Origin of the sequence: Parashewanella spongiae, from assembly GCF_004358345.1 — a bacterium.
Classification (GTDB): domain Bacteria; phylum Pseudomonadota; class Gammaproteobacteria; order Enterobacterales; family Shewanellaceae; genus Parashewanella; species Parashewanella spongiae.
On record NZ_CP037952.1, the window covers coordinates 2,422,239 to 2,444,093 of the forward strand.

The 21,855-nt window shown below is 37.1% G+C and carries 18 protein-coding genes; 6 read left to right on the forward strand and 12 right to left on the reverse strand.

The window, feature by feature from the left end; all coding sequences use genetic code 11:
* Positions 1–451 precede the first annotated feature (451 nt).
* The 4 genes from ggt to E2I05_RS09315 form a co-directional block, all read right to left on the reverse strand.
* The gene (gene ggt, locus E2I05_RS09300; protein ID WP_121853893.1) at positions 452–2,188 is read right to left on the reverse strand and encodes a gamma-glutamyltransferase; all 1,737 of its coding nucleotides are present in this window, start codon (positions 2,186–2,188) and stop codon (positions 452–454) included.
* A gap of 387 nt (positions 2,189–2,575) precedes the next feature.
* A complete protein-coding gene (locus E2I05_RS09305) occupies positions 2,576–2,899 on the reverse strand; it encodes a PilZ domain-containing protein (RefSeq protein WP_121853894.1) in 324 nt (107 codons plus the stop codon).
* 76 nt (positions 2,900–2,975) lie between these two features.
* Positions 2,976–4,148 carry an NnrS family protein gene (locus E2I05_RS09310; protein WP_121853895.1) on the reverse strand — a complete coding sequence of 391 codons (1,173 nt, stop codon included), beginning with the start codon at positions 4,146–4,148 and terminating at the stop codon, positions 2,976–2,978.
* A gap of 224 nt (positions 4,149–4,372) precedes the next feature.
* A complete protein-coding gene (locus E2I05_RS09315; RefSeq protein ID WP_121853896.1) occupies positions 4,373–6,754 on the reverse strand; it encodes an ankyrin repeat domain-containing protein in 2,382 nt (793 codons plus the stop codon).
* 461 nt (positions 6,755–7,215) lie between these two features.
* On the opposite strand from E2I05_RS09315, the gene pssA reads away from it, so the two are divergent.
* Positions 7,216–8,529: a CDP-diacylglycerol--serine O-phosphatidyltransferase gene (gene pssA / locus E2I05_RS09320; protein WP_121853897.1), complete on the forward strand. Its 1,314-nt coding sequence runs from the start codon at positions 7,216–7,218 to the stop codon at positions 8,527–8,529.
* 139 nt (positions 8,530–8,668) lie between these two features.
* Complete coding sequence (locus tag E2I05_RS09325) at positions 8,669–9,433, forward strand: tRNA-uridine aminocarboxypropyltransferase (RefSeq protein WP_121853898.1); 765 nt, start codon at positions 8,669–8,671, stop codon at positions 9,431–9,433.
* 11 nt (positions 9,434–9,444) lie between these two features.
* Here E2I05_RS09325 and E2I05_RS09330 read toward each other — a convergent pair whose 3' ends face one another.
* Positions 9,445–9,753, reverse strand: coding sequence for a hypothetical protein (locus E2I05_RS09330; protein ID WP_121853899.1), 309 nt, complete (start codon positions 9,751–9,753; stop codon positions 9,445–9,447).
* Positions 9,754–10,139: 386 nt separating this feature from the next.
* Between E2I05_RS09330 and E2I05_RS09335 the strand changes: the two genes are divergently transcribed.
* Positions 10,140–11,945 carry an AsmA family protein gene (locus tag E2I05_RS09335; protein WP_121853900.1) on the forward strand — a complete coding sequence of 602 codons (1,806 nt, stop codon included), beginning with the start codon at positions 10,140–10,142 and terminating at the stop codon, positions 11,943–11,945.
* Positions 11,946–12,008: 63 nt separating this feature from the next.
* Here E2I05_RS09335 and E2I05_RS09340 read toward each other — a convergent pair whose 3' ends face one another.
* Positions 12,009–13,562, reverse strand: coding sequence for a lytic transglycosylase (locus E2I05_RS09340; RefSeq protein ID WP_121853901.1), 1,554 nt, complete (start codon positions 13,560–13,562; stop codon positions 12,009–12,011).
* Positions 13,563–13,642: 80 nt separating this feature from the next.
* A complete protein-coding gene (gene gloB / locus E2I05_RS09345) occupies positions 13,643–14,416 on the reverse strand; it encodes a hydroxyacylglutathione hydrolase (protein ID WP_121853902.1) in 774 nt (257 codons plus the stop codon).
* Positions 14,417–14,696: 280 nt separating this feature from the next.
* On the opposite strand from gloB, the gene E2I05_RS09350 reads away from it, so the two are divergent.
* Positions 14,697–15,419: a class I SAM-dependent methyltransferase gene (locus E2I05_RS09350; protein WP_121853903.1), complete on the forward strand. Its 723-nt coding sequence runs from the start codon at positions 14,697–14,699 to the stop codon at positions 15,417–15,419.
* A gap of 245 nt (positions 15,420–15,664) precedes the next feature.
* Here E2I05_RS09350 and rnhA read toward each other — a convergent pair whose 3' ends face one another.
* Positions 15,665–16,141: a ribonuclease HI gene (rnhA, locus tag E2I05_RS09355; RefSeq protein WP_121853904.1), complete on the reverse strand. Its 477-nt coding sequence runs from the start codon at positions 16,139–16,141 to the stop codon at positions 15,665–15,667.
* A 60-nt stretch (positions 16,142–16,201) separates the two neighbouring features.
* Between rnhA and dnaQ the strand changes: the two genes are divergently transcribed.
* Positions 16,202–16,930, forward strand: a complete 729-nt coding sequence (gene dnaQ, locus E2I05_RS09360; protein WP_121853905.1) for a DNA polymerase III subunit epsilon — start codon at positions 16,202–16,204, stop codon at positions 16,928–16,930.
* Between the two features lie 7 nt (positions 16,931–16,937).
* A complete protein-coding gene (locus tag E2I05_RS09365; protein WP_121853906.1) occupies positions 16,938–18,266 on the forward strand; it encodes a TIGR03503 family protein in 1,329 nt (442 codons plus the stop codon).
* 56 nt (positions 18,267–18,322) lie between these two features.
* Here the strand turns inward: E2I05_RS09365 and E2I05_RS09370 are convergent, their stop codons facing one another.
* From E2I05_RS09370 to E2I05_RS09385, 4 genes are all read right to left on the reverse strand, one after another.
* Positions 18,323–19,264, reverse strand: coding sequence for a nucleoside hydrolase (locus E2I05_RS09370; protein WP_121853907.1), 942 nt, complete (start codon positions 19,262–19,264; stop codon positions 18,323–18,325).
* A gap of 460 nt (positions 19,265–19,724) precedes the next feature.
* Positions 19,725–19,943 carry a hypothetical protein gene (locus E2I05_RS09375; RefSeq protein WP_179952740.1) on the reverse strand — a complete coding sequence of 73 codons (219 nt, stop codon included), beginning with the start codon at positions 19,941–19,943 and terminating at the stop codon, positions 19,725–19,727.
* 353 nt (positions 19,944–20,296) lie between these two features.
* Positions 20,297–21,040: an iron-containing redox enzyme family protein gene (locus E2I05_RS09380; RefSeq protein ID WP_121853908.1), complete on the reverse strand. Its 744-nt coding sequence runs from the start codon at positions 21,038–21,040 to the stop codon at positions 20,297–20,299.
* Positions 21,041–21,114: 74 nt separating this feature from the next.
* On the reverse strand, positions 21,115–21,855 hold the full coding sequence (locus E2I05_RS09385; RefSeq protein WP_121853909.1) for a HalD/BesD family halogenase: 741 nt from the start codon (positions 21,853–21,855) through the stop codon (positions 21,115–21,117).

Consider the following 21,855-nt stretch of genomic DNA (forward strand, 5'->3'; position numbering starts at 1 on the left):
AATAACGTTGCTGTCTCTGGTTTATGGCCATGTAATCGCTTGGCTGCGTATACGTTGAGACAAATCCCGCAACAGAATAAAGCGCTTCGTGGCGCTCCCTAGAAACATCAGTTGACTGCGTTCTCAAGCGTAGAAAAAATGACTGATAGTAAGACGTAGCTTGCAGCAAGTAGTTATTCTACTTGCAAAAGTTACAACGCAGATAGCAGTCATTTTAGCAAGCTTGTGAGCGTAGAGTACTTCACTCATTGGGTGAAAGCCATGATGATAAAATCATCATATTGCTCAAACAGTTACTCATATACTCAGCGTTCAACTGATGATTTTAGGTTGAATTATCCCGATAGTACTTCGAACATACGCCTTGTACTGAAAACCTTTATCTCTTGCTGAGTGAGAGATTAATTACTGTAATTGGTAGAAGATAAATAGTTCAATCTCAACTGTAGGATTAATATCCTACAGTTTCACTTCCACCACGACGTAAATCAGAAGCCCCAAATAGCCCATCATCAGTGATTTCAATTGATTGAGTACTTCCCATAGCACGTTTAATTTTAACAGTATGACCTTTTTCTTTTAATAAACGTATGGTGTCACCATTTAAACTTTTTTCAACGCGAATTTCGTCAGGTAGCCATTGGTGATGAACTCTTGATGCATTGGTTGCTTCAGCGATGTTCATGCGGTGATCAATGACATTCATAATAATTTGAAGCGTTGTTGTAATAATTCTCGATCCCCCCGGGCTACCTGTAACAATAAATGGTTTATTGTTTTCAAACACAATCGTTGGACTCATTGAACTTAATGGACGCTTTCCACCACTCACTTCATTAGCGCTGCCACCAATAAGATCGTAGCCGTTGGGAACCCCTGCTTTTGCGGAAAAATCATCCATTTCATTATTCAGCAAAATCCCCGTTCCTTTTGCGACAAGACCAGATCCATAGCTGAAGTTTAAAGTGTAGGTATTTGATACTGCGTTACCCCATTGATCTACCACTGAGAAGTGAGTGGTTTGATCGCTCTCATAAGGGGAAAGCTTACCTGGTTTCACTTCATCTGAAGGCGTAGCCTTATTCAGTGCAATGCTTTTTGTGAGCTCTTTGGCGTAGAGTTTACTTGTCAGTTGATTTAAAGGGACATGAGTGAAGTCTGGATCACCAAGAAACTCACTTCGATCGGCATATGCACGTTTCATTGCCTCTGACATTAAGTGGATTGTTTGTGCGGTATTATGACCAAATTGGTTGATAGGATAATTCTCAAGGATATTCAACATCTCAATGATATGAACACCCCCAGATGATGGTGGAGGCATTGATACGATTTGATATCCGCGATATGTTCCAGTGACAGGCTTCCTTTCAGCAACGGAATAATTTTCAAGATCTGATAGTGTCATTATTCCACCAGCTTCTTGAACCGCTGACACAATTTTTTGAGCAGTTCTGCCTTTATAAAACCCTTTTGAGCCATGACGAGCGATGAGTTCAAGTGATTGGGATAAATCTGTTTGAAAAAGGCGATCACCTATCTCATAGTTATCACCATTCTCTTTATAAAAAATTTCAACAGAACTGGGCCATTGCGAAATTCTCCTTTTTCCTGAAGCGAGCGACGTTGCTAAATCTGGCGTCACTTTTATTCCATTTTTTGCGAGTTTAATAGCTGGTGAAATAACCTGTTTGAGTGACAAGGTGCCATATTTTTCGAGTGCATGGGTTAGGCCTAGTACTGTACCGGGCACGCCAACCGCTAAGCCATGCTCTCGACTCAATTTTGCAACAGCATTTCCGTGTTCATTAAGAAAAATATCTTTATGGGCTTTGGACGGAGCCATTTCACGGTAGTCGATCGCAATGGTTTTTTTCTTATCAGCAAGATAAACGAGCATGAAGCCACCACCACCCAAATTACCAGCCCGAGGCAATGTGACAGCTAGAGCAAACCCTACAGCAACAGCAGCATCAACGGCGTTACCTCCGTTTTTTAGCACTTCAATACCAATTTGACTAGCCAAAGCTTCTTGGCTAGATACCATTCCATGTTTAGCCCAAACAGGTTGAGCCGTAGCCATTCCACTATAAATAGCTGATGGATTAGCAGAAGTTTGATGTGGAAGAATTATGATAAAAGACACAAATACAGCCAGTAGCATTTGTGTAGTCTTCAATGAGCGCATGAACAATCCCTAGTTTTCTATTTATAAAAAGGAATGTGCCACATTTAGTTAATAATAGGAATTAATTATTTTAATGCTAACCAGATTCCGACATTGGAAATTACATTACCAGTAAATTAAAATTAGAAGGATTCACTATGGGGCTGTGACAAGTATTTTTTAGTTTTTTTACCCAGCAACAAATAAAAATAGTTAATTGATGACAGCCTCGAGCTGACATTCCGCACAAGGAATAGTTATGAGGTTAAGGTTGAATAAGAAATCACTTTTTATCTATGTTTTACTTTAAATTAACCGATATGAACATTTTCACAACGCAAAAATGAGTAACCATTCATTAATTTTAGGTTTTTAATAGATGTGCTAAATGTCAGCTCTAGTATAAATTTAATTCATTTCTCCAAAGTCTTGCGGGGCATCTTCTAAGTTTATTTGAAGTGCTACGTGAAATGTATCAAGAGCTTGTGTTGCACATCGACAAACTTGACCTGTCACAGATATCGCAATATCTGTACCTGGATTAAAAGTGATACAAACGTATGAACCAAGTGAAAATGGGAAAGGGCACTCAAAACGAATGCCTATTTGAGATATATCCATACAAGAAACTATTTGATGCCTTGGTAGTCCATTGTCGTCAGTCCATTCAAGTTGAACTTTTAAATAATCGAGTTCAATTCTGGTTGAACGGCGTTTTTCGGTCGTAGGCATTATTCAGCCTTCCTTGGCGAATTTTCATAAATATTGTTTTTAATCATAGAACTAAAACAATAAAAAACCTAATAAATCAACCAGGGCGACCATCAATTCTTGCTTTGCAAAGCATTGAGCTATAAAAAATTACAAAAAGTCCAAACGCAATTATCCATAACACAGCGGTTAAAATGAGTAATGGTTGGTAATAAGTAGGGATTAATGTTGCCACTATTCGACTAAGAGTAGCTAACAGAATACAGCCGAAACCCAACACTACCGGCTTTGGCGGCACAAGTTGACGGCCTGTGTGCCCAAGCGAAACTCTTGCCATCATCCCTAATATCATTCCCGCCATACCACCAACCGTGATAGCGTGAATACCTGCAGACAGAGGTAAGCCAGCTGCAATCATTAGCAAGCCAATCGGAATAAATACATAGCTTAAATGAAGTGACCATAATAAAGGTACTTTAAAAGTATGCGTCCAGCCCCATCGACTCCAGCGAATAAGCAATATAGATCCTGACAGTGCAGCAAAAATAGTAATGGCTGTTTGTTGTTGGATAAGAATAGAACCTATTAGTAAGACCAACGAAGTAAAGGTAAGTTTTTCGATCCAATTTATGCTTGGTTGGCGTTTCCAATCACTTGCACGATCAGTAAAGAATGGAATGACTCTTCCTCCAATCATGGTTACTACTATCGTAATAGTGAAAACTCCGCCATAGTGTGCACTTTGAATTAATTCAGGGTTATTGGTCACTAATCCATAATAAGAAATGGCATTAGTCAAAGTCAGCAGAAATAAAATCGGTACAAAAGTAAAGTTTTGCCATTGTTTTACGGGCAAAACAGCTTTTGCCATAAGAAATGCTGTTATGGGTAAAAATAGCAAGTCTAATGCTGCGACGATTGGAAATATCACCCAATCTTGATTTAAGAGTAAAATTCGTGGAGCTGTCCACAGAGCAAATAGTAATGCCAGAGGAATCCCTTTTATGCTTGGACGGCCTGTCCAATTTTGAACTGCAGTTAATAGAAAGCCTGCAATAATAGCTGTTACAAATCCAAATAACATTTCATGTGCGTGCCACCAAACAGTATTACCATGTGGACTGAACTGGAAATTGCCAGTCAAAAATAATATCCATAACGTTAATGCTATTATGCTAAACACACTTCCGAAAAGGAAAAATGGGCGAAAACCGAGTCTAAATAATGGCACTTTAGGTTGCTTCTGGGCAGGTTCATCAATATTGAGCATAGATATTCTTATATCCGAGTGATCTTATCAAGTATTATAAAGTAATTTAAAATCTGACTTTCTAATTTAGATCATAAAAACGTGATTTTGATTCATCTTTGTTGGCTAATATAGACATGTTTAGAGTTCATCAAGATTAAAGATAAAGTAACTCGCTATCATTAGGATCGTGACCATCACAACTTGTTATCATTATTTTGTAGATCTTTGTTAATAGTATAATTTTAAAGAGGTAATAAGTCATTGGTTTCATCTTCGTTTGTTTCACCGTCTTCTTTCTTTAGGTCAGCCATTTCTTTAGTTAAATCAACATATTCTTCATATACAGAATTATCTAATAGATTTATAACTTGTTCTAAACGATGCTGAACACTTGTTCTGGAGAGCTTTTTCGATAAATTAAGTGGAGTATCGCCTTGTGGATCGCGCTGGGTTATTATGTTAGCCAGATTGTTCTTATAAGCATGCTCAATTAATAGTAAAGCTATTCTAATATTACCCGTTTCAATAGCTACTGTGAGTACATTTCTTGTTTTAGATTCGGTTAATGTTGCACCTTCCTCAAGTAGTGTTAGAACAATGCTTTCAAACTCCGCCGGTCCCTCCTTTTTTCTTATGGAAGCTGCTATATAAAGTGCAGTTTCTCTAAATTTATTCATGGCATCTAAGGAAAACATCTTTGTATTTATTAATGCGAGCACGGCAGTCTCTAATCCTGAATGACAAGCCAGCATTAATAAGTTGTTTTTATAGTTGTCTGTTAGTTTTAAATTACTTGAGTGAACGACATTGCTACCGAGTGCCTGTTCATCTGTTTTAAGCTCATGCTGTATCAATATTAAAGAGGTGCTACTTGATCTATTTTTTATAGCTTGCATTAAAGGGGTATAGCCTTCTTGATTGGTCAAACTTGTATCTGCTTCGTTTTCGAGAAGGTATTGAGTCGAAATTGCGTGATTCCGAGATGCAGCACATGTAAGAGGAGTCCAATAATCGTCACTGTCAGAAGCATTCGGGTTTGCACCATTTCGTATAAGTAAATCAATGGCTCTGTATGAGTCGGCATTAGCGGCATACATAATAGGGCTCCAATTTCTACCACTCGTAGCCGAGACCGATGCACCGAAATTAAGTAAGTATTCAATTTTGTCAACATCATTTTTTTTTGCTGCTTCACACAATAAAGTTAACCCAACTTCGTTTTGTTCGTCTATGCTATTTCTTCTATATATTGATTTTAAAAGTGAATGTTTTCCGGTAGCAGAATCAGATAACCGTTGGATCTGTCTATCTGATGTAAAGCTACGCTCATTAGAGATAAATTGTTGCCAATGTTGCTGGCAATATTTTACAAAGAGAAGCGTTTCTGCTGGACGGTACCTCTTTGCGGCCTCAATCAAATTTAATTGATTGACGCAAGGTAGAGAAAAGAAATCCAGTGATTTCATGTTAATTGCATGCTGAGTCAAAGAGAAAGTACATGCAAAAGAATCTGATCGTATTGATGTGCCAAGTGGTGTCTCATTATAATTGTTTGTAAGGAACTTTGGTTTTTTTTCTAATAGTAATTCTACGATGTCAGCTCTATTATTGCGTGCAGCAATATGTAACGCTGTGTCTAATTTTTTGTTTATGGCATCTACATTTACGTCACCACTCAATAATTGTTGACATACTATGTAATTGTTTTTTCGACTGGCGATCATGAGTGGAGTATCACCAACTTCATTGGCAAGATTAATGTTAGCGCCCAGCTCTATGAGTAATAGTGAAAACTTATGTTGCTCATTTTCGATGGCACGGCTTAAAGGTGTAAACCCTTTGCCATCTTGTGCATTTATATTAGTGCCGACTTCAATGAATTTAAGAATGAGTAATTCATTACCACTCATTACCGCATTGCTTAGCGGAGGCCAACGTTCATTTTTATGTGCATCTACAATATTTGGATTTGCGCCCATTGTAAGGAGCTTTATTGCAAGTATTGAGTGGTCATTGATTATTGCTCTTTTCAAAGCCGTGAAGCCCATTTGATCTTGAGTGTTAATATCTACCTTTTCAGATAAACCTTCAATTATGAGTACCCATCCCTTTTGGGCAGCAAGGGGAAAAACTTGATTGGCAGTTTCTTTACTTAAAGGGCACTTTGTGAGTTCAGATGCTATATGGTAATGGTCAAGTTCAACTGCGATTAATAATGCAGATTTACCCTCAGAATCCATTGTATCAACACAACACCCTTCAATAATTAGCCTTGAAACAGTTAATAAATTTCCATCCTTTACTGCTGAATGTAATAACTGCGAGTTGCGAGCAAGAGAAGTGACTTTAGCTTTTATTCTACTAATCGCAGCTTTACTTTCTGCCGTTAAGGGTTTTGATTGGTTGGTTGCTAAATGCCATTTTTCTTCTTTACTCAAAGACGATTTCTTTAGCGTTACAGTGAATGTTATGGAAATATCTCGTTGATCATCATCTTTACAATTTAAAGTAAAGAGCTGAGGTTTCTTGGAATCTAAAGTTAATCGACAAGCAATATCATGAGAAACGGCAAAGGTATTGTCTTTTGTAATAGGGCGACAGATCGCAGTTGCATCGAGCGACACAAATACCTCGAATGTGATGAATGAAATATGATTATAGGATAAAACTTGAATAAAATTGATTAATTTTCGATTAAATATAAAATCTGAAATCAGGTGATGGCTTTACTCTTTTAATATTCAAAATTAATGAAGTAAGCATAGAAAACTTTGTTTGGTTTGATCCAAGAAGAGTCGACAGAAGAGCTCGTTGCAGTATTAAAAGAGAAAGCCGCAGAGATTGAACAAAGCACAGTGTAAAGTTGTTAATGATGTCTATGTTTGATGCTTAATTGAGCGGTTAGTTAATCAAATTTTCTTGTTAATGAAATAATCTTCTGAAAACGCCATAAACCACTTGCCGAAAGGCTGACAAATAGGTACTTTTTAAAGTTATACATATTTAATAATATGCTCAGTGTTTTGCTTCGACTTTTATCGAAGGAAAAGTGAGCATTTTTTGTTTTTGAGTAAAGGAGATTGTCTTGCTAAATCAGCTGAGTGGCGTTCCTGTCACAGCAGATTCAATATCTTGGCTTTTAACCCCGCAACGATTTCGCGAAGCATTGTTATCTAAAATTGCTCAAGCAGAAAAATGCGTTTATTTGTCGGCATTGTATTTAGAAAATGATGAAGCTGGGCGTCAGGTACTAGATGCTTTGTTACAAGCTAAAGAATCCAATCCTCAACTCGATATTAAAGTGTTTGTTGACTTCCATCGTGCACGCAGGGGCTTAATTGGCCATAAAAGCGATAGCGGTAATGATAAAATGTACCGTGAACGAATGGCAAAAGCTCAACAACCGATAGAAATATACGGCGTTCCTGTGAAAGCTAAAGAATTTTTAGGTGTATTGCATCTTAAAGGCTTTGTCATTGATGATACTGTATTCTTTAGCGGAGCAAGTTTGAATAACATTTATCTTCATTTCGGAGATAAATATCGTTTTGATAGATACTATACTGTTGAATCAGCTGAACTGGCTAAGTCAATGGTATCTTTTATGAAAAACATATTGGCTCAAGACGACGCTGTGAAGCTGTTATCTGAATCAAAAGATAAAGAATTACTCCCAACTAAAGCACAGATACGTAGCCTTAAAGGTAAGCTATCTCGACAGCAGTACGAATTTTCGGGCTCAAAAGAAGGCTCTCGAATAACGCCTATCGTTGGGCTCGGCCGAAAAAAGAACTTACTGAATAAAGTCGTATTATCTTTGGTAAAAGAAGCTGAAAAGTCGCTGTTCATTTGTACGCCATATTTTAATCCTCCCTATGCGTTAACTAGAGTGCTTATTAAGCAGCTCAAGAAAGGAAAACGTGTCGACATCGTGGTAGGAGATAAAACGGCAAATGACTTTTTTATTCCTCCAGAAGAAAAGTTTTCTACCATAGGCGCTGTGCCATATATCTACGAACAATCGTTAAGAACCTTTGTTAAACGTCAGCAATGGGCAATAGATGCAGGGCTATTAAATATTCACCTTTGGAAACATGAGCATCATAGTTTTCACTTGAAAGGGATAAGTGCAGACAACTGTCGTCATTTGGTTACTGGTTCTAATTTAAACCCAAGAGCTTGGGCGTTAGATCTTGAAAATGGATTGTTCATTAATGATGAAAAACGGTTGTGGAAAAACGAGTTTTCTGAAGAGCAAAAGCATATTTTACAGCATACTCATCGACTATATCATTATAGTCAACTTGAAACTCTGCAAGTATATCCAGATGGTGTTAAAAAGATATTGTTAAGGATAAAGCGATTACGTGCTGGTTTCTTATTGAAGCGAATATTATAACTGTTTCTAGTTATTAAAACCTTAAATAAGATTGCACTTAGACTTATTCATTGAGTGCACTTTTTTAAAAGCAACTTTTTATAAACGCTTTGAGTTAAGTTCATATAGAATTAAGCACTGTCATCCATTACGAGTATATATGTCAATTCTTCACCATCAGTTTCATAAGCTATACCAATACAGAAAGTCAATTTCGACAAAGGTGTTCAGTTCGAGAGGGAAAAATTTAAGTCGCTGTGATTTCTGTTTACAAGGTATTAGTTTTTGTGTTTGTGATAGCAGAAGGCAGCTCATCAGTAATACTAATTTTTTATTACTGATGCACGATGATGAAATTCTCAAGCCTTCTAACAGTGGTCGACTGGTTGCAGATTTAATTCCAAATACCACTGCATTTTTGTGGTCAAGAGTTGATGTTGAACAAGCGCTTATCGATTTGATCGATAATGACACTTATCAACCAGTGCTTATATTCCCCAGTGATTATGCAAAACCTGAGCGTGAGGTGTTTGAATCAGTTAGTGATATTCCAGCGCTAAAAACTAAGCCGCCATTATTTATTCTGTTAGATGGAACATGGCGACAAGCTGTAAAAATATTTCGCAAGAGCTCATATTTAGATAAAGTACCAATGCTTTCATTCTCGCCAGAGCATATTGCAAGCTATGCGGTTAGAAAGGGGCAACGTGACTTTCAAATGGGTACTGCAGAAGTTGCAGCATTGGCAATTGACTCATTTGGCGAAAAAGATAATGCCAATGCATTAGTTCTTTGGTGTAATGTTTTTAAAGAGGCAACGTTAAGGGGCAGAAACAAGCGATCCGCTGCTGAATTACAACCCTTTAACTTATATAAAGATGCTTTTAGTAATGCGCATAAAAAAGCCATTCAAAATATGCTGTGAGTTTCCTATAGTTAGCGTTTAGCCATTACCTGCAATACTTCATCGTATGTCATATTGTATTCACGGGATAAGTTAATTATTTTAGTTTTAAACGTTTGAATATTTTCTTGTAAAATTAAGCGCTGATTTTCTTCTTCAACCATTTCATTTACAGTGTCTTGTAATATCACCAAGCGTTTCAGGCTGTAATTTAAGGACTGAAGGTACTTACGCATTTGGTTTTTGTTTCGGGATTGCTCAAGGCTCGAAGACTGTTTCTGATCGTAGTTGTAGGAATCAAGCGCAGATAAAGCTTGTTCGAGATCTATATTATGTGTCATAAAAATATCGCTTTAACTCTCTATATTAATTTAAACTGAATAATCAATTTGGTAGTCGGACTGATTATCTTAAGATGTAACTCGTTGCTTATTTATTGATTATTAAATGCGAGGAGATACCTAAAAATCGTATAAGATTATTAGCGAGATAATCCTCGTGGTATTGTGCGATTAACAAAACAAGTTAAGTGAGTGCATCTGCGTGCAATTATACGTAAAATGCAGCTTTAGACAATATTTATACAGTTAATAGGCAACAAATTTTCAAATTAAAATTATTATTTGAAATAAATAGAAAAGAAGTTAAACACATTGCTGCAATACAATCGACATTGTAGGACAGTGAAGATATAAATTGAAAGTTCATGGGTTGAAGGAAATAATTTATGAAGATAATTAAATGGTTAGTTGGATTGTGCTTATTTTCAATAGGCTTGTTGGTCGTATATTTAACAATGTTATTTGATTTGAACGACTTTAAACCTCAAATCATTGAAGCGGTAAAAAAACAAACTGGCAGAGATTTAGTTATTTCAAAAGATTTGAGTTGGACAGTTTTCCCTAATGTAGGAATTGAAATTGAAGCCGTAACACTCTCAAACCCATCGGGTTTTTCTATCAAAAATATGGTAACGATAGATAAAGCTGTAGCTGAAGTGGCATTTATGCCATTACTAAGTAAAGAAATAGAAGTGATTCGTTTAAAACTAGAGGGCATTGATGTCAACTTAGTAACTAGAGCCGATGGCAGTTCTAGCTTGGATGGCCTTTCTAGTAAGAGCAATAAAAGCACTAAATCTGATGCAAATGAATCAGCAAGTGAAAGCAATAATGAACTAAATAAGTTACACATAAATGGTATTGATATTAGCGATACAAAACTATCAATTATCAATGAAGCCAGTAATACTAAGCAAGTTGTTCAACTTAATGCCTTCTCAGTAACTGAATTTGATCTTGGAAAAGAAGCAACACTTCATTTTGATTTTAATGCTGATACTGGTGGCATTAAAGTTAACAGTGTTGGAAATAGTACCATTATTCTCGCTAAAGATTTTAATGACTTAACTTTGAAACAGTTTAAAGTTGAAACTGAAGTAGAAGGTGAGCCAATTCCAAATAAGCGAATTGTACATAATCTTGACTCCGATATTCATGTAAATCTAGCCAATAAAAAGGTTAATCTAACCTTAAATAATTTTAAGCTTGCAGATATTGTTGCTAAAGGTGAAGTTTATGCCGAATATGGAGGTAGAAAGCCATCCGTTAACGTTGAACTCGAATTTAATGACATTGATTTAACACCTTATATGCCTAAGTCTGTTGAAGATGATACAAGGAGTGATAATAAAATTGCAGTCAGCAAAAATGCTGATGATTCTGAGCCTGATTTATCTGTATTGAGCAGTGTTAACGCTAAGATAAATGTTACTATTAAGTCTATAAAAGCTAAAAATATTGAAACTTCCAACTGGGTGCTAAATACATCGCTAACCGATGGTTTGCTTAATTTGACTAAGCTTTCTGCAGATCTTTATGAAGGAAGTTTATTAGTAACTTCTAGTTTAGATGCTCGTAAGTCATTACCTCAATATGCATTTTCTAGCGAACTTTCCAATGTAAAAGTGCGCCCTTTACTCACTGCAGCTGCAGATCTTGATGTTTTAGCAGGTACGGCAGAGTTCCATGTAAAAGGCAGCGGACAGAGTTTAAGACCAAGTAAAATTAAAACGGCAATTAAAGCGAAAGGTAACTTAAGGTTTAGTGACGGTGCGCTTTATGGGGTTAATATACCGCTTATGGTTCGAAATGCTAAAGCAAAACTAACAGGTGGGGCAGGGCAGGAAGATACTGTACGAAAAACTGACTTTACATCCCTGAGTAGTGATTTTAATTTAGTAAATGGAATTTTCGGCTTAACTAATACTAAAATGATTTCACCGCTCATTAGAGTAAGTGGACAGGGTAATGTTAATTTAGTCACTGAAGCGTTGAATTATCGGCTCGAAACAGAAATTGTAGCAAGCCTTGAAGGTCAAAGCTCAGAGTTAAAAGAGTTGAGTGGCGTACCCATTCCTTTGCATATAAAAGGGACTATTACCGATCCTAAAGTTTCACTAGATACGAAAGCTTTGCTTAATAATAAGCTTGATAAAGAGAAAGATTCGTTATTTAAGAAATTTGGGTTTTAAAGTAAGAAAATTGTGAGTAGAAAAATGCCAGCGTGAAAACACTGGCATTTTTTTATGAATGGATTACGAAGAATACTTTTTTACGTCAACAAAGAGGCTTAATGTTTGTCCCGGCTGAATGTATTTAGATTCATCGAGATTATTCCATTTGAGAAGATCTTTTACTGTAACCTTAAACTTAGTTGCAATCCGCGCCAAAGAATCACCAGAACGAACTTTATAATTAACCGTTCGTATAACACTGTTTGACTTAGCTGATGATTTGTTTTGCCAAATAACCAGTTTTTTGCCGATTTGTAATCGATCTTTAGGCGCCATATTATTCCAGCGTGCTAAACTGGATGTCTTTACTTTATGATTTTTTGCTATTTCCCATAAAGAATCACCTGATTTGACGGTATAGTTCAATTTAGTGTTACCGCGACGGATCCCTTGTTTATGTTTTAGTCTTGCATTGGCGGTAAGAGTGTAGTGGCTAGCATCTTTTGCAGAGACAGGGATTAACAAATGCTTTCCAGCAATAATTGTATTTCCATCTAAGTTGTTTACGCTTTTAATTACTGAAGGAGTAGTGTGGAAGCGTTTAGCGACAACTCCTATGCTATCACCGGATTTAATTTTATATCGTTCCCATTTCACACGCTTCTTTGGGTCCGTTTCAGCGAGAGCAAGCTCAAAATCATCGGCGTTTTCGATAGGCAATACAATGTGGTGCGGCCCATTAGGGCCTGTCGCCCAGCGGTTAAAACCAGGGTTAAGTTTATAAAGAGCTTCAGTAGAAATACCAGCAAACTCTGCGGCTAACGCTAAATCGATTTGAGTATCTACTTTTATTACTTTTATTTGTGGCTCATTAGGAATAGGGAATAAATCAATACCATATTTTTCTGAATTTTTAATGACATCAGCTAAGGCTATTAACTGAGGTACATAGCGCTCTGTTTCAGTGGGTAAGTCTAAGGCCCAAAAATCAGTGCTTTTACCACGTCTCTTGTTATTTCTTACGGCTCTTAGTACGCGGCCTTCACCAGTGTTGTATGCCGCTATAGCATATGACCAGTTTTTATGGGTTTTTTTATAAAGGTATTCGAGCATATCAAGTGCTGCAATAGTTGCTGAGTAAACGTCTCTACGGCCGTCATACCACCAATTCATCTTTAAACCGAAATGTCTTGCCATTGGTGATGTAAATTGCCACAACCCCGATGCTGCTCCATGCGAATATGCAAAAGGATCAAAAGAACTCTCAACAATAGGAAGTAAGGCAAGCTCAAGAGGTAAATCTCGTTTCTCAATTTCTTCGACGATCATATGCATGAAAGGAAGGGCGCGTTTTGATACCCGCATTAAATGTTTTGGGTGTGTCAAATAGTATTTACGATATTGCTTGACTAACTTTTGATCCGTTACTGGTAGTTTCATTCCAAGACGAATACGTTCCCAAACATCAATGGGTGTTTTTGATTCTTCGATGTCATTTGTAACACTTGGTTCAGGCTCGATCAATAATTGAGTAGGCACAACCTCGGGAACAGACTGTTGAGGTATATTTGTAATGGTTTGGCAACCCGATAACACGATAATGCTGCTAGCTATAAGATAGTGCGTAACTCTCATATTTGTGCGCAATCCTTGAATAATTTATTTAGTACGTGACGAACATTTTTTGTACAAAGTTGGCAATTCTAATATATATTTTAAAAATTGTCTTTCCATTTCCTTAATTGTGCAAAATATTGAGTTTTATTTTCGAGTTTGTTTAGTGGGTACTCTCGACAAATTGTCTGTTGAATAAGTGGGTTATCACACCGTAAAAATGGATTTATTTTTAGCTCTTGTTTTATGGTCGAAGGTAACGTTATTTGATTTTGATTCCTTTGTTGCTTTACCCAATTAAAATATTCGGCTAGCTCTTTGTTTTCGGGATCAACATGTACAGCAAATTCCATATTACTTTGGGTATATTCATGCGCGCAGTACACCATAGTTTCAGGTGATAATTTGGTAATTTTAGACAATGAATCAGTCATTTGCTCAGGTGTACCTTCGAATATTCGCCCACAACCTCCACTGAACAATGTATCACCACAGAATAAGTGCCCCTCGATTAAATAGGCAATGTGATCGAGAGTATGGCCCGGAATTGAAAGCACTTCTGCAGTACTGTTAATATTCTTTATAAAAAGTTCGCCTTCAGATACAGGCTGCGTGATTTGTGGAATGTGACGAGAGAGAGGGCCATAGACTGGAATATCCAATCCGTGAGTATTTAATAGCTCAGTAATTCCACCAGTATGATCGGCATGGTGGTGAGTAATTAAAATTCCAGCAAGGCTCATTTGATGTTTTACTAAGTGTTGTGTAACGGCCTCGGCATCACCGGGATCAACAACAAAAGCATGCTTATTGTCTCTTGTTATGCACCAAATGTAATTGTCTTGAAAGGCGGGAATAGCTTTTATTGAGATCATAATAGGGTTTTATCATATATATCTTAATATACAACTTTACATAAATTGATAAAATATTGCATTGAATTCGGTAAGTAATGTCAGATTTGAGCTGTAAATTGACAGTCGAAATACCAGATATTTATTTTTGAAGCAAAAGGAGAGATAATAATTGTCTATTAGAATACCTTACTATCTCATTGGAAACCTTATAAATCGAAATCAAGTCGTGGCCTTTGTATGCTAAGAGCGAAGGTGCTAATCTACTAATGACAAAGGGATAGGTATCTGGGTAGTATTCATGAAACATAAACCAAAATCTTGGTCAGCAATACCAAATGGTGATGATGTTAAAAACGCATTGAATGAATCAATATCGAAAATGATGCCCAGCATGTTTGGCTATCATTTAGCAAAACTCGGTACCCTTGCAGCGGATTTTGATACTTCGGACTCACCAATCATTCATCAATTTAGTGTCAAAGAAGTTGAACCTTCGAATATTATTGCTGATTTTACACATTTGCCATTCGAAAAAAAATCTATTGATTGTGTTATTTCAGTTCTTCTTTTGGAGTTTGAACGAAATCCTTTTCGTATACTGCGCGAGATAAATAGAGTGCTTATTTCTGGAGGGCACCTTGTGATTGTTGGTTGCAATCCACTCAGTTCAATGGTTTTAGGGAAAATGCTTCCAAATAAAAAACAAAAATTCCCTTGGAGTGGACAGTTTTTTTCAGCGCATAGAGTGAAAGATTGGCTTGAAGTTTTAGGGTATCAAGTGCTTGAGGAAAAACGACTCGTTTATCATCCGTTGATAGGCAGGTATTGTGAGAACAGCCTTTGGCAAAGCTGGATGGAGTCATTACTGCCTTTTTCAGGTTCTTTTTATGTCATTAATGCCAAAAAAATTGAATGCCCGTTAACGCCATCAAGAGCTTGGAAAAGAAAACGAGCAAGGAATTGGTCGACAGCACCAACAGCCGGAAGAATCTCTGAGTTTAATTCAAAAGAAAGTGATTGAATTTTTTCAACGACTCATTGAGAGAATTCTGTTATCCTAAATAGATCGGTTGGGAGCATTCATATACGCAGAGAAAATTACTGATAGCAAGTATATGAATGTTCAGTACTCATCTGATGGGTGAATTCGGCTTGTTTGATTTTGTATTTAATATCAATAGCTTAAGGTTAAATTGTTCATTCAACCGATTTATTTAGGGTTATGCATATTATATCATTAATTACAGTAATTGGTATTAATAGAGCTTAAACACTTGCTTCATAAGCAGCATCGATTGCTGTAGGGTTTGCTTCAGCGGCTTCTCTTGCTAAGTCATCACATCGTTCATTCTCAGCATGACCTGCGTGACCTTTAACCCATTTCCAATCTATGGTGTGGATTTTTTGTGCTTCGTCCAAGCGCTTCCATAAGTCGACATTTTTAACTGGCGCTTTCGATGAAGTTTTCCAGTTATTTTTTTTCCAACCATGTATCCACTTTGTGATCCCTTGGCGCATATACTGGCTGTCACTTGTGAGTACAACATTGCATGGTTCTTTTAGTTCCTCAAGTGCTAATATTGGTGCTAAGAGCTCCATACGATTATTAGTGGTGCGTGCAAATCCTCCCTGCATTTCTTTTCGGTGAGATTTATAATTCATCACGATACCGTAGCCACCGGGTCCAGGGTTTCCAAGGCAAGATCCATCAGTAAATATATTAATGAGTTTGAGTTCGGACATCAAGTTGTTACCATAGTCAATAATTGTTAACGAGTATACAAAGATAGTAGTTTAAAGCCTATGAATATTGTTTCTTCAGCCAAACGTCAGATTATTTTAGATACAGAAACTACAGGTATGAACCAAAGTGGTGGCGGTGTTTATATTGGGCATCGAATCATTGAAGTAGGGTGTGTTGAAGTTGTTAACCGACGATTAACAGGTCGACATTTTCATGAATATATCAGACCTGATCAACTGATTGACGAAGAAGCAATTGGTGTTCACGGTATTACTAATGAGTTTGTAGCCGATAAACCAAGGTTTCATGAGATTGCTCCTCAGTTTTTAGAATTCATAAAAGGAGCTGAAATTGTCGCACATAATGCCAGCTTCGATATTTCATTTATGGATCATGAGTTTTCAATGCTGAAACCTAGTGGACCTATAACTGCAGATATTTGTTCGGTTGTTGATTCGCTCTCGATTGCTAAGTTTTTACACCCCGGACAAAAGAATAACCTTGATGCCCTATGTAAGCGTTACGGTATAGATAATTCTCGTCGTGAATTACACGGCGCACTGCTTGATGCCGAAATTCTTGCCGATGTGTATTTGCTGATGACCGGAGGGCAGACTAAATTCAATCTCAATAGTGATAAAGCAGGGCAACAGACAGGTAGTATACAAAGGCTGCCAGAAAACAGAGAAAAACTTAAAGTGGTCGCTGCAACAGCCGATGAAATAAGTGACCATGAGCAACGACTTGACTTAGTTGCTAAATCTGGAAATTGCATTTGGAGAGCTTAATTTTTTCATGATGAAAAATTGCGTAAAATCGATCATCTTATCTTTAGTGTTAATGCTCTCATTAAGCACCAATGCTGATGTACAGTCTTTTAAATTTGCAGGTGAACTCAAGAACCGTTTTCGAATCGATCATATGGTTTCTCACATAACCTTATTTGTACAAAGAGAGTACGGTTCTCCGCCTGTCATTGTTGTGCTTCCTGATGGTACTAAGTGGTATTCGTCGCGTCATCCGGAAGATGTAAAGTGGGTTGATGGTATGACTGGAGATATCATTTATATTCCAAATCCTGTTCCTGGACCATGGCAATTATTAGGGCGAGTTGTTGAGGGCTCAAATATTAATAAGGTGAGTAGCCTAAATATTGAGCTCGCACCGTTTCCACAGCCTATTTTTCAAGGTGAAAAATTAAAGGTTACCGCTCATTTTAATTCAGATGGCAACATAATGCGGTTACCAGGGCTCGATTATCTTGTGGATTGGACGGCTCGATTAAAGCGTGTTGATACTTCAACAACCCCTACATCAAGAAGTACAGTTCGCCATATTGGTACTTATAAAGATGATGGAAAACTACTCGATGAATACCCAGATGATGGTGTATTTACAAGCAATTTTAATCTTGATGTGGATGCTGGAGAATACATTTTCTCTGTAAAGGCTAAAAATGAAGTATTTGAAAGGACTGTATCAACACCAATTCATTTAACTGAGAACCCAATAAAAATCAATTTAGTTCCTCCTTTCGACATTAAAACTGGTAATTATCGTCTTGAAATATTTACGGATCCTGAACGTGTTAAATTGGAGGACACGCATATTGAATATGAGTTGTTTGGCCCTAATGGCTTTAAGGACAAAATATATTTAAACGACATTTTTATCTCAGAAATGGATATTTCTTTACCAAAAGTTAACAGCTTTGGTAACTATTTATTAAAAGGACAAGCGGTAACGACGACTGCTGAAGGCCGTGAGATTATTCTTTCACTTCCTGAAACTTCATTTCATTTGAAAGAGCCTGAAATAAAGGGGCCAACAGAAGCTGAACTTGCCATACAAGCAGCAAAAAAAGCTATTTTGGATGAGGAATTAGCTCAGAAAAAAATCGTAGCATGGACAATTAGCATTAACCTGTTTTTACTCATTGCAAGCCTTGGAGGCTTTATTTATTGGAGGAAGCGCCAAGTAATGATAAAAGCAATGAAAGTCGCTCAGCAGAATATTATTGATGAAGCAGTGAGAGAAGACGAAACTGATCATACACTACAAGCTGAAGATATTGATCTCACTATGCCTGACGATGAATCATCAGATAAACCTAATAGAGCTTAAGTGTTAAGTGCAACAAAGCTATTTTACAAGGCTTTGTTGCGCTTTCATTGAACGTGTTAAAACAAATCTTCTAGCCAATTTTTGACTGCCTTGACATTAACATTCACTGCAACATCAATAATAGGTTTGTTCTGCCAAGGGTTCACTCTATGGGTATAACCAGTATCGTGATGAAGCATAAGTTTTCCCATACATTCCCCTTCACAAATCACCCTAACTTGGCCGCTTTCCATTACAAACCACTCTGGATGAATGGCACAGGCAATTGCTGATGAATCATGGACATGGCATCCCTCCATAATGTATGAATCTTGATAAAAATTCATATAGAATTGGGTGATGACATTTAAAAATTTCCCCTTTTCGGGGAGTTTTTGTTCGAGTTTTTCAAAAAAGCTGTTTTTAACTCTGATTTGGTGAGTGACATCTAAACCTACAACACTTACGGGCCAGCCAGCGGTATAAACCTGATCTGCAGCATGAGGATCACAATAGACGTTTGCTTCAGCTGCTGCACTAACATTACCTGCAACATGCAAGTTTCCTCCCATTGTTATGACACGCTTAATTTTTTGAGCAATAGAAGCATCTAAAGCGAGTGCTAATGCTAAATTAGTGAGAGGGCCTAGTGCAATAATAGTGATTTCATTTGGAAATTGGTTTGTTGTATTGACAATAAACTGAGCGGCACTTATTGCCTCGGCTTGCTTTTTGGCTTTAGGTTGAGGAATGTTTCCTAATCCATTTTCTCCATGGACAAAAGCAGGATATTCCTTTGCTTGCATCGTTAATGGTCTGTGTGCTCCAGAATAAACAGGAATATCTTGCTCAAAAATTTCTAATATTCGCAATGCATTTTCAGTGGTTTGTTGAACTGAAGCATTACCGAATATAGTGGTTAGTGCAATTACATCAATCTCTGGGGCATTAAAGGCACAAGCTAATGCTAGGGCATCATCTATACCTGGATCTGTATCAATAATTATTTTGTTATTCATAGTGTGTTTCTTAAGGTGATTAAGGTAAATTAACTTGAATGTAGATATCAGTACGTGAAATTGGTCATATTATACTAATCCGCATTCATAATGATCGGTGATCGCTCAGCAAGAACGAAAGGCTTTCAGTACAAGGCGCAAATTTGTAATATTATTGGGATAATAGTAGTTGGGTAATAAAGTTTCATACTAATTAGCTCATAAAGGTATTTTGACAAGAAAAACGAGATAATACAGTATCATACCGAACGAAACACGTTTATGGACATAAACGAGTTTCGGTTTCAAAACAATATCAACAGATTACATTAGAAAAAGTATCTCTAAAACCAAATTGTGAACATCAAATTGCTGAAAGCAACGACTAGCCCTAAAAATATAACTTAGAACTTGCAACAGAAGTGTGCACAATAAGTTACAACAAGTTTGAGTTAAGGGTTATTGATACTTGCTATGTCAATTATTTACCGTACCTACGAATGGCAGAGACTTGACCATTTTCTAACTCAATAACATCCAGCACTTTTTTCCTATAACTAAATTCTGAGCCGTCAGAGTGTGAGCCTTTTGCCGAAAAAACCTGCTTAAGAGCAATTGAATTATGACCAATAATATGACTAATTATTTTTATCTTGCAGTCAGTATGAACACCTAAATAATGAGACGTTATTTTTCGCATTAAATTTTTACCATCAGGTTCTCTAAAATCATCGGGAGCATTTAAGAGGAAGGTCGAGTGGAACAGTCAAAATTACTCTAACCTGCCCCCTTGTTAGTATAGAAATTATGCTATATGAAAGCATTAGGGATGTCGCAGTTCAAATAATACCACTTTAAATTTCAACGCTTAATTTGTCATACCTGCGAACGCAGGTATCCAGCGACTTGTGCCCAAATTAACCAAAGACTCTGGACTCCTGCGTTCGCAGTAGTGACGATAAAATTGGTATACATTCTTCCGCCACGTCCCTTATGGAATAATTAAAATTCACATATCGAGTATATCTTTATTGATTCTTCCACAGCTCTTTATTAGGTCTTAGCAATTAACTCTCCCACTCCATCCCAAAAATCTTCAACTAGTTGAAGAAATTCATACACACCTAATTCAAACTCTTGTCGATACTTGTATTCATCCGAATCAACATATGGTGCAACGGCATTGAATATGCTATTGCTATGACCTACTTCAAGATTAATATGCAACTGCCAAAAATGCCGAACCGATTCATCATAACCCTGATTAATTAAACCGTCATTGAGCTTGCCGACCATTATAGTTGACATGGTTTCGTCAGCATAGAGTGCCCCTAAACTGCAAATAATCGGTGAGTCCGTGTAGAGTTTACGAATACCTTGATTAAGTCTGAGCGTGACATCTAGGGGCTTATAGTTTTCAATGTTTTCATAACTAATATCAATGTCTTCCATAAATTGTCTATACAGTGTGGAGTGAGTTGGATCACGACCCACTTCGTCTGTAACGTTAAATGAAATCTCTCGTAATATTCGCTCATCGGTAGTGTTGTTTGCCATGCCCGCAATATAGAAAGGTAAATAACGGAAGAAATAAAAGCATTCACAATACAGTCTCCTCTCTTGCGATTTTGTCAGCATATGGGTGCGGTAATGGTTAAGAAAAGGATGTTCAACTGCTCTGTTTTTGGCTATTTGGGCAAGAATATTATCCAAATAACTTTTGGTACTCAGTGCAATCTCTTTACGTTGTCGAATTCCTATTCCAGCTTTGTCAAATTTTTTTAATATATCATTCATAAAATACCCATTTAAGTCCAGTAAAAGGGGCTGCAACGCCACAACACAAAAACTCGTTTATGACGATTCAGCCCTTATTTTTGAATTGCCGCATTGACACTTTCGTCGTCCCACCAACGATCATCACCTTCTATGTCTTTTGTTAAGTCAGCATTACTCGCCCATGTCATATTAAGCATTATGCGGGTCATATCCTGTTGTAATGGAATGGTGCGGTGTAAGGTACTATCTGCTTTCAGAAAGTACACATCTCCTGAGCCAAAATAATAGGTATTAATAGGGTTCTCACAGAGGTAGTTAAAAATTCGTGGCTTTTGCTTATTCCAGCTCGTGTGCGGCACACACTGCAACAACCCTCCAACTTCAATTGCCGGTGCTTGTAACACCCAAATAAGTGCATACCGAAAATCGCCCCAATGCCAACCATGGGTGTCACCAGCCTTTTCATGCCGAGAAATCAAAAACTCTTCATCTTTTTTCGGACAATGACACAAGGTTTCTCCCGCGATATCCTCAAGCATAGGTCGAAGCGCATCATTGAAATACAGAAAGGGAATACGATCGCCATGATTAGCAATGTTTTCACTGGTGACTACAGACATTGAACGTGGACTAAAATCGGTTGTTGCCAAGTGTAAATCCCGTCGTTCAGCAAAATTACTCAATAACTCTTTGGCTTCATTGAGAACTAGACTACACAATGACTCAGAAATTAATTCCGTAACTTTAACAACGCCATAACGACTAAAATGATGAGAAAAATCGCGCAGTTCTTTCTTATTTACATTTATGTAAACTTCAGCATTTTTATTCAT